The 12,807-nt window shown below is 61.9% G+C and carries 10 protein-coding genes and 1 tRNA gene; 6 read left to right on the forward strand and 5 right to left on the reverse strand.

The window, feature by feature from the left end; genetic code table 11:
• Positions 1 to 348: 348 nt before the first annotated feature.
• Positions 349 to 1,272, reverse strand: coding sequence for a LysR family transcriptional regulator (locus QW881_RS24225; RefSeq protein WP_315759650.1), 924 nt, complete (start codon positions 1,270 to 1,272; stop codon positions 349 to 351).
• Between the two features lie 123 nt (positions 1,273 to 1,395).
• On the opposite strand from QW881_RS24225, the gene QW881_RS24230 reads away from it, so the two are divergent.
• Positions 1,396 to 2,619, forward strand: a complete 1,224-nt coding sequence (locus QW881_RS24230; protein ID WP_316159239.1) for an MFS transporter — start codon at positions 1,396 to 1,398, stop codon at positions 2,617 to 2,619.
• Positions 2,616 to 3,623, forward strand: a complete 1,008-nt coding sequence (locus QW881_RS24235; protein WP_315759648.1) for an EthD domain-containing protein — start codon at positions 2,616 to 2,618, stop codon at positions 3,621 to 3,623. Before QW881_RS24230 ends, QW881_RS24235 begins: the two co-directional genes overlap by 4 nt.
• Positions 3,624 to 3,683: 60 nt before the next feature.
• On the opposite strand, the gene QW881_RS24240 is transcribed toward QW881_RS24235, so the two are convergent.
• Positions 3,684 to 3,965, reverse strand: a complete 282-nt coding sequence (locus tag QW881_RS24240) for a hypothetical protein (protein ID WP_315759647.1) — start codon at positions 3,963 to 3,965, stop codon at positions 3,684 to 3,686.
• Positions 3,966 to 4,363: 398 nt separating this feature from the next.
• Between QW881_RS24240 and QW881_RS24245 the strand changes: the two genes are divergently transcribed.
• The 4 genes from QW881_RS24245 to QW881_RS24260 all read left to right on the forward strand — a co-directional run bounded on the left by QW881_RS24245 (position 4,364) and on the right by QW881_RS24260 (position 9,821).
• Entirely contained in the window at positions 4,364 to 5,374 is a 1,011-nt protein-coding gene (locus QW881_RS24245) for an HlyD family secretion protein (protein ID WP_316159240.1), read from the forward strand.
• 2 nt (positions 5,375 to 5,376) lie between these two features.
• On the forward strand, positions 5,377 to 8,112 hold the full coding sequence (rbbA, locus tag QW881_RS24250) for a ribosome-associated ATPase/putative transporter RbbA (RefSeq protein WP_315759646.1): 2,736 nt from the start codon (positions 5,377 to 5,379) through the stop codon (positions 8,110 to 8,112).
• A 1-nt stretch (position 8,113) separates the two neighbouring features.
• Positions 8,114 to 9,238: an ABC transporter permease gene (locus QW881_RS24255; protein ID WP_315759645.1), complete on the forward strand. Its 1,125-nt coding sequence runs from the start codon at positions 8,114 to 8,116 to the stop codon at positions 9,236 to 9,238.
• A gap of 235 nt (positions 9,239 to 9,473) precedes the next feature.
• A complete protein-coding gene (locus tag QW881_RS24260) occupies positions 9,474 to 9,821 on the forward strand; it encodes a hypothetical protein (RefSeq protein WP_315759644.1) in 348 nt (115 codons plus the stop codon).
• 442 nt (positions 9,822 to 10,263) lie between these two features.
• On the opposite strand, the gene QW881_RS24265 is transcribed toward QW881_RS24260, so the two are convergent.
• The 3 genes from QW881_RS24265 to QW881_RS24275 all read right to left on the reverse strand — a co-directional run bounded on the left by QW881_RS24265 (position 10,264) and on the right by QW881_RS24275 (position 12,694).
• Positions 10,264 to 10,434, reverse strand: coding sequence for a hypothetical protein (locus tag QW881_RS24265; RefSeq protein ID WP_315759643.1), 171 nt, complete (start codon positions 10,432 to 10,434; stop codon positions 10,264 to 10,266).
• A gap of 653 nt (positions 10,435 to 11,087) precedes the next feature.
• Positions 11,088 to 11,162, reverse strand: a tRNA-Val gene (locus tag QW881_RS24270).
• Between the two features lie 242 nt (positions 11,163 to 11,404).
• Positions 11,405 to 12,694, reverse strand: coding sequence for a hypothetical protein (locus tag QW881_RS24275; protein WP_315757411.1), 1,290 nt, complete (start codon positions 12,692 to 12,694; stop codon positions 11,405 to 11,407).
• Positions 12,695 to 12,807 lie beyond the last annotated feature (113 nt).

The raw sequence follows: 12,807 nt of genomic DNA on the forward strand, positions 1-12,807 counted from the left end.
CGGCGACCGGAACGCCAGCCTCGTGCTCCTTCAAAATCCCGATGATCTGCTCTTCCGTAAAGCGGCTGCGCTTCATGTTCTGGTCCTCGTTGGGGCCAGAACGAACTTCAAGCTGGATTAAGCCCGAGGGGCAAGGTCACCGGCGAAGCAGTTCAACCGCCTGTGCAGCGTAGAAAAGACTATTGAACTCTCCTCGCGAAGCAAGCACCGAAGGATAGATCGCCGAAGGAACGAGGATTAGGATGCCGTTTTCGGTAATGTATGGCATCCGGCGTTTTCTTACGCAGAATGCGCGGATCGGATGAAGACGTTGCTGATCTCCACACGGGGACGCAATCGAACGGCAGCTCATCTATCGCGATCCCACGGTAGTTCAGGCAGGAAGCAGTTCACCAACTCATCGACGACAACGCGCACCTTCGGGCTCGTCTGCCGAGCCTGCGGCCAGAGGGCGTGGATCGGAAAGCCGCGCGTCTTGGCCTCCGGCAGCACCTGCACCAAGCGTCCTTCCCGCAAGTGGTCGGCAATCAGCCAAGTCGAGAGATGCGCGACGCCTTGGCCGGCGAGGGCCGCGTCGCAGATGGCGTCGCTGTGGTTGAACGAGAGCCGTCCAGAGACGAGCTTCGCCACGGGGGTGCCCTTTCCATCCAGGAACCACCACGGCAAGGTCTTTCCGCCCCGGCCAAATAAGATGCAGGCATGGGCGTCCAGATCATCGAGCGAAGTGGGGCGACCGTGCATGTCGAGATAATCCGGGCTGGCGCAGAGCACCGATTGCTGAACACCCAGTTGCCTCGCGACGAGCGTGGCGCTGTTATCGAGATCGCCGATGCGGATCACGAGGTCGATGCCTTCGTCGATCGGATCGATTCGGCGGTCCGTCAGCGAAACTTCCAGCGAGAGCTCGGGAAAACGCGCGCCAATATCGAGTAACACAGGCAGCACCCATCGCCGGCCAAACACGACGGGCAGGTCGACCCGCAGGCGCCCGCGCGGCCGCAGGCGATGGGCGTTCAGCGCCGCCTCGGCGCTTTCCAGGTCGGCCAGAATTCGCACGCAGGTCTCATAGAAGGACTGGCCTTCGGTCGTCAGAGCGAAGCGCCGGGTCGTTCGATTGAACAGCCGTACGCCAAGCCGATCCTCGAGCCGCGCCACGCTCTTGGCGATGCCGGATTTCGAGAGGCCGAGCCTCTCCGCCGCCAGTGTGAAACCGCCCGCGTCGGCGGCCTGAACGAAGGCCGTTATGCCATTGAGGTGTTCAGCGGAGATCATTGCGAGCCTATTGACGACTTCTAGTCAACTCATATTGCCATATGAGGCAATTTATCGCCATTTAATTCGTCAATAGATTGCTCCGGATAGGGTCGTCCGGCCCGCATCCAAGGAGCGGCGCCAATGCCAGGACCATCCCATTCCGCAATGGAAAACGACCGGAAGAAAACGGTCCCACTTGCCGTGATCTGGCTTCTGGCGATCGGAGCCGGGGTCGGTGTCGCCAATGTCTATTACATCCAGCCGGTGGTCCCGCTGGTGCGCGAGACATTCGCTATCGGACCCGAACAGGCGAGCCTCGTTCCCGCGGCCTCCCAAGCCGGCTATGCCGCCGGAATGCTGCTGCTGGCCCCGCTCGGCGATCTCATCGACCGCAAGCGGCTCATCCTTACCAAGTCGATCCTGCTCGTTCTCGTCCTGCTGGCGACGGCCTTCGCGCCGAGCTTCTTCATGCTGCTAGCGCTCAGCCTCGCCGTCGGCCTTCTCGGCAGCATCGGCCAGGACTTCGTGCCGATGGCGGCGCACCTCGCGACTGGCGGGCAGCGTGGCCGCACCATCGCGCTCGTGACCACGGGCCTGCTCTGCGGCATCCTGTTGTCGCGCACGCTGGGTGGCATCGTCGGCGATCTCTTCGGCTGGCGGGCGATCTACGAGTTGGCCGCTGCCATGGTGGCACTGGTCGGCCTCGCGGTCTGGCGCTGGTTGCCGATCCAGCCGGCCACCGCCAGCGGTTCTTACGGCGTCTTGCTGCTGAGCCTCGCCGATCTGGTCAAGCAGCATACCGTGCTGCGCAAGGCCCTTGCGACGCAGGGCTTGCTGGCCGCATCCCTTGGCGCCCTCTGGTCCACCCTTGCGCTGATGCTGGCGGAGCCGCCGTTCCACCTTGGCGCAGGCGCGGCCGGCACTTTCGGACTGGCCGGCGCAGCCGGGGCCTTCGGCGCCCCCCTGTTCGGACGGCTCGCCGATCGCCGCGGGCCGATCATCGCCGTTCATCTCGGCTGTCTGCTGGTCGCTCTTGCCTTCACCCTGATGCTGCTGTTGCCGCATTCGATCACCGCGCTGATCGCCGGAGCGGTGCTGTTCGATATCGGCGTCATGGCCGCGCTGGTTTCGCACCAGACCATCGTGGCGACGATCGACCTCGCCGCGCGCAGCCGGCTGAACGGCTTGCTGATGACCGCTGCCATGATCGGCATGGCGATCGGCGCGCTCGCCGGCGGCTGGGCCTGGAGCCGCTATGGCTGGACCGGCGTGTGCCTCACAGGCGTGATCGCCGGCTTCGCCGCGCTGCTGCGCTCCCTTCTTCCGCCATCCGTCCCCTTCGCTTCAAAGGAGTTCGCCCGATGACCATCTCTACCGCATCATCGTCTTCGACCAAGTCTGATGCTGGTGCAGCTCCATTGACGGTGTTGTTTTCGCTCCTGTCGCGTGCCGATTCGACGCCGCTCGATCGACGTAGCCGGGCAGACGGCCATATCCTCGACAAGGACGGGAGGGTAGTTTCCGATCCCGGCGCCAATCCGGGCGCCAACGCGTTCGAGCCCGACCCCAACCTCAATTTCGAGAAATGGGGCGACTACTGGCGCAAGGTGCATGGCCCGCGCTTCCTGTATCCCGACGAGGCCGGCGACCGGAAGACCATCGATCGCCTGCTGCGCTACGATCAGATACACCGCGTGGCGCCGGGACCGACGAGTCTGAACCCGCCGCCTTATCAGCCGCCGCTCGGCACGGACGGTCGCCTGTTCGACACCATCATCGGTCACGTCGAGCCCTATCGCCGTCCGCAGTGGGACGGGGTCGCCTATCTCAACTTCGCTGACCTCGACGATCTTGACGCAGTCCTCGGCGCGGAGCGCGTCCGCCGCAAGATCCTTCCCGAGGACCAGGCCATCTTCCGCGATCTCGGGCCGGTGCTCGCCCGCCAGTTCATCATCGTGCCGAACACGGCCGGCGACGACGCCATCGTCCTGATCAAGACGCATGTCCGGCGCGATGATCTCGACCGCGAGACGTTCCAGCGCCGATGGCTACACGACCATGCCGAACTGGTGGTCGGTCAGGCCGATACGCAACGTCTCGTGAAGCGTTACGTCCAACTCCATAATGTCGGCCCCGTCACGGCGGGTGCGCCTTTCTTCCATCCCGCCACCAGCCGGATCGATGGCGTTACGCTTCTGGCCTTCGCCTCGATGAAGGATGTCGAGAGCTACCTGTCGTCCGACGGTCATGCCGTCGTCAAGGAGGCGGAACGATCTATCGCGGTCGTCGAGGCGGGCGAATATTGGACCGGCCTGACCTTCACCGTTGTCGATCAGCTCGCGCCGGAACGGGCATCAGCAATGTCATGAGAGGAGCCGGCGATGCGGTCCAAAAATGGCATCCGATTGCGGCGGGCTATCGCGCACCCGCTATCCGGCCATTGCGCGATGCTCCCGGAAGGCGGCTGCGAGCGTACGCAGCGGGGCACGCGATTTGAGGTCGATGAGCGTCACGCAATGAAGGGGCCGTTGGTCGGTACGGACCCGACCATCGATAAGGACGATGCGCGGCTCGACCGGATGCTGGAAGGATCCATCTGCCGTGGCTGCTGAGGAAGGGCGGATCGCGAAAGCGATCGTGTCCGGCGTGGTGGCCGTCGTATTCGAGCAGGCCCGTTTTTTGCGTGCATAGATGTCGCGTACCGAGTCCATCTCACTGCGGCCTTTGGTGAAGACGGCCTCGTTGCCAAGGCGGCCGAGAGATCCCCGGACATGTCGAAATCGGACCGAGGCTGATGCAGCGCACGGTCAGACGCCGACCTTGAGCATCGCCAGGCCACTCATGCCGCTGAGTCTTTCCCGCGTAACTCAATTGAATTGTTTCACAATATTGCTGACGAGCGACGCCTGCTCATCGATGTGCTAATCGGCTTGCTCGACTATGCACTCGCACGCCGGAGAGACGAAACTGCTTTTCGTTCTAGCGTGCGCCATTGGAGCCGGCGCCGCGCAATCACGGAAGCAGAATCAGCATTGAGCTAGATCAGAAAATTTCACGGGTTGTCCAGCTAAGATCTTTCGTCTCAGAAAAGAGGTGCACGCCTGTGAAGATGCTTAGCCTCAAGAAGGCTGCTCTTTTGATGCTGGTTTTGCTCGTGCCAGCAGGTGCCTGCGGCATTTGGTATTGGCGGCAGAGCCAGCAGGGCAAGCTACCTGAGGGGCTTGTGTCGGGGAACGGGCGCATCGAATCCAACCAGGTCGACATCGCCGCGAAGTCGGCCGGACGCGTCCGGGAGGTGCTCGCCCAGGAAGGCGATCTCGTCATGGTGGGCCAAGTGCTCGCCCGCATCGATACCACGGAGTTGCAGGCGCAACGCGCCAAATATGCTGCCGACAGGGCTTCTGAGGAAGCTTCGATGCTCGAGGCGAAGGCGACTGTTGCTCAACGGCAGGCGGAGTTGACCCTTAAGGAAACAAGCCTTCGTAGAGCGCTTACGCTCGTTGGGACCGGGGCGGTCAGCCAGCAGGCCCGCGATGAGGCGCAGAGTGAACGCGATCCTGCGCGCGCTGTCCTTGAAGCTGCGCAGAAGACTGTGACGGCGCGCGAGATGTCGATTGGCGCCGCGAAGGCCCTCGTTGATCAGATCGACGCCCAGATCGCTGATGCCAGCCTCGTGGCGCCCGTGCGGGGCCGCGTTCTTTATCGTCTCGCCAATCCCGGCGAAGTTGTTTCGGCGGGCGGCAAGGTTCTGACGATCGTCAACCTGTCGGAGATATATATGGAGATCTATCTCCCCTCCCAGCAGGTCATGCGCATAACAATCGGGTCGCAGGCGCGCATTGTGTTCGACGGTGCCGATTTCGCCGTCCCGGCCAAAGTAAGCTTCGTATCTCCGGAGGCCCAGTTCACGCCCAAGCAGGTCGAAACCCGTAGCGAGCGCGACAAGCTGATGTTCCGGGTCAAGCTACGCATGCCGCCTAGCCTCATCGAGCGTCATCTCGACCAGGTGAAAACGGGGACCCGTGGCGTTGGCTATGTACGCCTCGATCCGAACCCGCCCAATTGGCCGGACTTCCTGCAAAAGCGCATCCAGGGCGATCCTCTTGACGCGGGAGACTGACTATGGCGGCTGCCGCATCACTGATCGCCGAGGTTTCCGGCGTTACGCATAGCTATGGCAAAATCCGAGCGCTCGACAATGTGTCGTTGGAATTGCCGAGCGGCCGAATGGCTGGCGTCATCGGACCTGATGGCGCTGGAAAGTCAACGCTTCTCGGCCTGATCGCGGGAGCCCGAAAGCTGCAGACTGGATCAATCGCGGTCCTGGGCGGCAACATGGATGAGGCAGGGCATCGCCGCTCGGTGTGTACGCGCATTGCCTATATGCCACAGGGGCTCGGCAAGAACCTCTATCAGGAGATCAGCGTCCGCGAGAACCTGGCCTTCTTCGGAAGTCTCTTCGGTCTATCCGCGTCAGAGCGTGAGGCGCGCACGCGGCGTCTGACGGCCGCGACGGGCCTGCTCCCTTTTCTCGATCGGCCTGCCGGAAGGCTTTCGGGCGGCATGAGGCAGAAGCTTGGTCTGTGCTGCGCGCTCATTCACGACCCCGATCTTCTCATTCTCGATGAGCCGACGACCGGGGTCGATCCGCTGTCGCGCCGACAGTTTTGGAATCTCATCCGCGATTTGCGGCGCGAGCGGACGTCGATGAGTGTCGTGGTCTCCACCGCCTATATGGATGAAGCAAATTATTGCGATTGGCTCATCGTGATGGATCGCACAAGAGCGCTCGCCTCCGGCTCGGCGGATGAACTACGCGCGAAGACCGGCGAACAGGACCTCGAAGCTGTCTTCGTCGCCCTGCAACCGGGACAGAAATCGGCGTCGCAACGCCTCTTCATTCCGCCGCGCAAACCGAGCACCGAGGCTCCCGTGATTGTCGCGAAGAATTTGACGTGCCGGTTCGGCAGTTTCACTGCTGTCGATCGCGTCAGCTTCGCCATCGAACGCGGCGAGATCTTCGGCTTCCTCGGCTCGAACGGCAGCGGCAAGACTACGACCATGAAGATGCTCACCGGGCTTCTGGCGCCCAGCGAGGGAGAGGCCGAGGTTTGCGGAAGTCCCGTCGATGCGAACGACCTGTCGATACGCCGGCGCGTCGGCTTCATGTCGCAATCGTTCTCGCTGTACGGCGAGCTCACCGTGCGGCAGAACCTCCTTCTTCATGCCCGCCTTTTCGATCTGGCCGAGGGCGAAGTCGAGGATCGAATCGCCAAGCTCCTGGTCGAGGTCGGTCTCGTCGACTATGCTGACGCCGAGGCGAGCTCGCTCCCGCTCGGGGTGCGGCAACGCCTCTCTCTGGCCGTGGCAATCGTGCACGATCCCGAGCTGCTGATCCTGGATGAGCCCACGTCGGGCGTCGATCCGCAGGCACGCGACGAATTCTGGCGTCTGCTCGGCGATCTCTCGCGCACCCGCAATGTCACGATCTTCGTCTCCACGCATTTCATGACCGAGGCGATGCGCTGCGACCGCATTTCATTGATGCATGCAGGTCGCGTTCTCGTTTGCGACACGCCGCAAAACGTGATCGCCGTCAAGGGCTGCGCGGATCTCGAAGACGCGTTCATCGCCTATATCGAGAGTGCTGAGATTTCTCCGTCAGCAGCCGAAGGGCGGCCGGCGGAAACACTGCAGGACGTCGCGGCTTCATCGCACGGCCACTCGGCTTTCATGCCGCTGCGACGTCTCCTCGCCTATACCAAGTGTGAGACGCTTTCACTTATGCGCGATCCGGTGCGGCTCGCCTTCGCCTTCCTCGGCTCCTTCATCATGCTGCTGATCTTTGGCTTCGGCGTTTCCAGCGACGTGACCAATCTCACCTACGCCGCGTTTGACCACGACGACACGCCGGAGAGCCGGGCCTATCTCGCCAATTTCTCAAGTTCACGATCCTTTACCGAAAAGACGCCGATCCGCAGCCTCGAAGAGATGGAACAGCGTCTGAAGTCAAACGACCTCACTCTTGCCATCGAGGTTCCACCGGGCTTCGGCCGCTTGGTCAAGCGCGGTTCGAATTGGCAGATCTCTGCTTGGATCGACGGCGCTAACACGTCGCGCGCCGCGACCATCGAAGGCTATGTCCAACAGGCACACAATCTCTTTTCGGATCAGAGAGACCGCGAGGCCAGCGCCCCGGCAAGCTCCGCGCCGACCACCAGCATCCTGGTCCGCTACCGCTACAACCCGACGGCTGAAAGCATTTACTCGATCGGCCCGGCGGTGCCGGCGATGTTGCTCATGATGTTTCTCGCCATTCTGATGGCTGTCAGCGTGGCCCGCGAAAAGGAGATCGGCACAATCACGAACTTCTACGCCACGCCGACGACCCGGCTGGAGTTCCTGATTGGCAAGCAATTGCCCTATATCGGCGTCGGCATGATCAACTTCATCGTCATGACCGCGACCGTGCTGTATCTCTTCGAGGTCCCGCTCAAGGGCAGCGGTTTCACGCTGGCCCTCGGCGCGCTTCTCTATGTGGCGGCGGCCACCGGCTACGGGCTTTTCATCTCGACCTTCACATCTAGCCAGGTCGCAGCGGTGTTCGCTGGAGCGGTGCTGTCAATGCTCCCAACCATGCAGTTCTCCGGCATGATGCAGCCCGTCTCAACGCTGCAGGGCGGTGCACGGCTCATGGGGTATTTATGGCCCACGAGCTACTACATGCATATGAGCGTCGGTGCGTTCACCAAGGGACTTGGCTTGCGCGACATGGCAACCGATCTGCTGGCTCTGACCTTGTTTTGTCCGGCCTTCCTGGTGCTGTCAGCGCTCCTCTTGCGCAAACAGGAGAAATAAGGTGCGGAGTCTCTCCCACATCTTCTGGCTCGGTACCAAGGAGCTGCGCACCCTTTCGAAGGACATCATGATGATCCTCTTCATCATCTATTCCTTCGGCTTCAGCATCTATACGCAGTCGACCGGGGCCGGCGAGACCGTCAACAATGCCTCCCTCGCGATCGTTGATGAAGACCATTCCGGTCTCTCGCGATCGATTGCCGGACTTTTCTATCCCCCATACTTCCAGGCGGCCAAAATGATCGGCGCATCCGATATCGATCGCGTCATGGACGAAGGTCTCTACACTTTCGTCGTCGTCATTCCGCCGCGCTTTGAAGCGGACGTGCGGAAGGGACGCGATATCGAAGTTCAGGTCAACGTCGACGCCACCGCGGTCCAGCAGGCGTCCCTGGGCGGCGGCTATATCCAGAACATGGTGACCAACGAGGTCAAGCGCTACCGGAAGGAGACGGGGGACACCACCGGGCTCTCCAGCGATCTCGTCATTCGCCGCGCCTTCAATCCCAACGGCACGCAATCCTGGTTCCGTGCCATCGTCGGCCTCGCCGATCAGCTGTCGATGCTGATCATTATCCTGACCGGTGCGGCGCTTTTGCGCGAGCGGGAGCACGGCACAATCGAGCACCTGCTGGTAATGCCACTGACGGCTTTCGATATTGCGCTCGCCAAGGTGTGGTCAAACGGGCTGGTGATCATCGTCGGCTTCATCTGCTCTCTGTTATTCGTGGTCGAGGGTCTGCTCGACGTTCCGATTGCCGGCTCTCGCGGTTTGCTGCTGCTTGGAACCGTCATCTACGTCTTCGCCGCGGCGGCGATCGGAATCTTCCTCGGCACGCTCGCACGCACCATGGCGCAATTCGCCCTTCTGATGATGATGACTGTGATGCCGATGATGATGCTATCGGGCGGCATGTCGCCGATTGAGAGTCAGCCACAATGGGTCCAGTACGTGACATGGTTCTTTCCGTCACGGCACTATGTGAGTTTCATGCAGGCGATTGTCTATCGAGGCGCGAATCTCGACATCGTTTGGAAAGAGTTCGTGACGGTCCTGGTGATGGGCGTAGCGTTTCTTGTGGTGAGTTTGGTGCTGTTCCGCCGGTCCATTGCGGTATTGCACTAGATCGCGAAGCTGCGTTGCGGTGGGTCTTCTGGATCAATGTGCCGTTCTGCGCAGTGAGGTTGAGCCACGGTGTCGTGGTGATGGCGCGTTGATGCGCGACCTTGCAACGGGGTAGACCATTGACCTCGTCCTGCCTCGTCTGCTTGGTCAAAAGAAGCCATCTCCGTGAGACGGCGGTGCGCGCTGTTGCGCGCAGCCAGTATCGGACCGGCGGATCGATCCGTACGAAGCGCACATGGTTGACGCCGACAAAATGGAGCACCTTGCGCCGGTATGGCGTTGCGAAGGGATGCTCCATGATCTAAGCCCTCGCACTTTCCTCGCCGACGGCATAGGCAAGGCCATATTCGTCTACGTTGACGTCGCAGATCGCCTGAAGGCGCGCGACGCAGGGATTTTCGTGGCCGTCCCTGAACAGGTGCGCGAAGCGGCGTTGCGGCTTCAGATAGTCCTGTACCGGAACCTGCCGGCGGATCTTTCGCACCTGCGCGACCTTGCCACGCTCGGCTTCGAAGATCGGATAGAGGCCGCATTCCACTGCGAGCCGTGCCTTTGGCTCGGATGCGGTCATTATGAGGAGTAGGAGAACGGCTTTCTATGTTTCATCAAGCCTTCCCGTCCTTTCGTTCCACAGCTGCTAAGGAGACCGAGCTGAGGGCTTAGGAGAATAGAAACATGGTGTCGTGCCTGGGGTCCGGACCACCCGCAATCGGGCCTGATCAATCGTGACGATCACGAATTGTGACGCACTGCCTTCCCCAACTCCCGCCCCCAATCAGGCACTATGTTCGAAAACACTATTGCAATGAATTAGATGGCAGCCCGACTCTGCTCATGCACAACCTCCCGCGCAGAAGCCGCTCTTTGCAGTAAGAATCCCGGGGCAAGTAGTTCTCGGCTAGCTGCCGGACTACACTCGACTGTTTTCGCTTCGATGTTACCGCGCAGGCGACGAAGCGAGCGACCGGATGCCGGGAAAGTACCCGAGTCTTCGCTATCGACCTCATCCCGAACCAGCCCCCTTCTCAGGTTTGGTCATCGAAGTAGGGTGCCAGGTGAGGCGGTTTGACCTCAATGTCGAGTTTGGCCGTGCGTTCAATCGTACTTTGGACAATTGTTTCACAGTCGAGGCGAGTGAGCCCGCAGATGCCGTGTTCCCGCAACTCATCCTCGAGAATCGCGGCCATGATCGACATGATGCTCATCCCTCAGCCCCTCTCGATCCGCACAACAGCCGTGTAAGATGCATATTGCTACATTCGTCTTCATCAAACTCGATCTTGTGGGGATAGTGGCATGTTGGCCAAGTCGCAGATTGCTTCAATCAAAAGACGTATAGCCCGACCGTCCCAGTCGATCTATTCGATCGGGGTTTGCCATAATTCGGGTAGGACGTAAGCCGCGTGGCGACCCTTTACGCCCAGACCGGCGACAGTCCGTGCCGGTATGGCCATAATGGCCTGTTCAATAGGCGCTAAGCCGGCGAGCATGGCTTCAATTCGCTCAAGATGACCGTCTGGCGATACCGGATGGTACAAGTCTCGTACCTTGGCCATCGTGTCTTCGAGTTGCTTGCCCAATACCATCAGACCTGAATCGTCATCGCTTGCCTCCGTCCGTATGTCGGCGAGCACTGAAGCCGGGAGAGAGGCTTTGTTGGGAATCTCACTCCCACGGCGGGCTGACTGAGAAGGGCCCTGTATACGTCCACCAGAACAACGCCGCGTACTCGCTCCGAATGGCAAGCCTCAATCCACTGGCCGAACGAATGTGCCCCAGCTGTGCCCCGGACATCTCGGGGCACACAGTTAGGAAATAAAAGCGCTAAACGACTGAAACTGTTGCCAAATGGTGGGCGCACAAGGGATCGAACCTTGGACCTCTCCCGTGTGAAGGGAACGCTCTCCCGCTGAGCTATGCGCCCGGATCCTGGTGGCTGCCGGCCGTGGGGCCGTAAGAGGCAGCTGCCGAAGCAGTCCGTCGGAGCCCGCGATTTACGAAGCGCGGGCAGGGGGTGTCAAGGATTTGCGGCGCCGCTGGCGAGGAAAACTGCCGGGGTGCGGTGGCCCGTCCTCGATAGGGGCCGAAACCGGCCCTCTCGCGGGCCGGCCTCCATACTGAAGCGAGGGGCGGATATCCGCCGCACTCGGCGCCGATCCGGCGGCCTCAGGCCCCGAGCTGCCGTGCTCGCGAGGCATGAGACTGCAGCGCGCGGATGCGGTCGGCCAGGGTGCCGCCTTGCGGACCGCCTGCGCCGGCTGCAGCGGCTGGAGCCGCGGCGACGCCATTGGCGTTGGCCGGCTTGGCGGGGGCCGGCTCGGCGGCCAGCATGGCTTCGATGGTCGAGTTCGGGCCCTCGATCTGCATTGCGAGCTTGGCCACTTCGGCGGCGATGTCGTTGATGCGCTCACGCAAGAGCGCGTTCTCCATCCGCTCCTGGGCCCAGGTGCTCTCGGCCTGCTGCTGGATCGCGTTCATCTCGCGCTGCAGCTTGGTGCGCTCGTCGCGGGCGGCCTGCAATTGCTCTTCGAGGGCGGCCTTCTCGGATTTGAGCCGCTCGAATGCGGCTGACTTGCCGCTGCCGAAGCCGGCCAGCTCCTCGCGCAGCTCCTTCAAGGCGCGGTCGGCGGCCACGTTGGCCTCGCGCAACTGGTTGTTCTCGAAATCACGTTCGGCAAGCAGCTTGCCCTGGGTCGACAGCCGGCCTTCGAGGTCGGCAACGCGGGTCGCCAGCATCTCGGCTTCCTTGACCTGGACGATCAGCTGGCGGTCGAGCTCGGTGACGCGCTGGCTGAGATTCTCGACCCGCGCGCGGGCGTCGTTGAGCGCCTTGGTCGCGGTGTCGGATTCGTCGCGCTCCAGCGCGAGCCGCGTCTGGGTCGCGGAGAATTCCTTCTCGGCGTCGGCCACGCGGCTGCGCAGCTCCTCGACCTGGGTCCTGACCGACACCAGCTCGACCTGCCGGCTGTCCGCCAGCAGCGCCTTGTCGTTGAGCTCGGTGCTCAGCCGGACCAGCTCGGCCTGCTTCTCCTTCAGCGCCTGCTCGGCGGCGCGCAGCGCCTCGGTCTTGGCGGCGAACTCCTCTTCCGTGGCGCGGAGCTGGTCCTTGAGCGCCTTCTCGCGCGCCTCCAGCGCGAAGATCGCAGCGTTCTTCTCGCCAAGCTCGAGCTTCATGCGGTTGATGGCGTCGGTCTTCTTGCCGAGGTCGGCGAGCTGGCCGGTGGCCTTGTTCTTGAGCGCGTCGACGCTCATCTCCAGCCGCCGCGCCGACATCGCGAACTCCGCGCGCAGCTGGTCCTTGTCGGCCTGGATCTCGGCCATCGACAGCGGCGTCGCCGCCTCGAGCCGGCGCGTCGTCAGCCGCACCGCACGATTGTGCACCAGCGGCACGATCATCAGCGCACAGAGCATGGCGATCAGAAAACCGATCGCAAAATACATGATCGGCTCGACCATGACGCACCACTCCCGGTCCAAAATGATTAACGGAATCACAATGCACGGCGGGCTGATTCAACGCCAGCCCAATGCCGTGTTAACCTTGATCCGTCGCGGGAGAACGTGTCCTA

The sequence above is a fragment of the Bradyrhizobium sp. SZCCHNS3016 genome, assembly GCF_032484535.1.
In the GTDB taxonomy this organism is placed as follows: Bacteria; Pseudomonadota; Alphaproteobacteria; order Rhizobiales; family Xanthobacteraceae; genus Bradyrhizobium.

Excerpts from the sequence above, each read along its gene's own strand:
- QW881_RS24225 (WP_315759650.1), bottom strand. The coding sequence starts at position 1,272 with ATGATCTCCGCTGAACACCTCAATGGCATAACGGCCTTCGTTCAGGCC.
- QW881_RS24230 (WP_316159239.1), top strand. The coding sequence starts at position 1,396 with ATGCCAGGACCATCCCATTCCGCAATGGAAAACGACCGGAAGAAAACG.
- QW881_RS24235 (WP_315759648.1), top strand. The coding sequence starts at position 2,616 with ATGACCATCTCTACCGCATCATCGTCTTCGACCAAGTCTGATGCTGGT.
- QW881_RS24240 (WP_315759647.1), bottom strand. The coding sequence starts at position 3,965 with ATGGACTCGGTACGCGACATCTATGCACGCAAAAAACGGGCCTGCTCG.
- QW881_RS24245 (WP_316159240.1), top strand. The coding sequence starts at position 4,364 with ATGCTTAGCCTCAAGAAGGCTGCTCTTTTGATGCTGGTTTTGCTCGTG.
- rbbA (WP_315759646.1), top strand. The coding sequence starts at position 5,377 with ATGGCGGCTGCCGCATCACTGATCGCCGAGGTTTCCGGCGTTACGCAT.
- QW881_RS24260 (WP_315759644.1), top strand. The coding sequence starts at position 9,474 with ATGGTTGACGCCGACAAAATGGAGCACCTTGCGCCGGTATGGCGTTGC.
- QW881_RS24265 (WP_315759643.1), bottom strand. The coding sequence starts at position 10,434 with ATGTCGATCATGGCCGCGATTCTCGAGGATGAGTTGCGGGAACACGGC.
- QW881_RS24275 (WP_315757411.1), bottom strand. The coding sequence starts at position 12,694 with ATGGTCGAGCCGATCATGTATTTTGCGATCGGTTTTCTGATCGCCATG.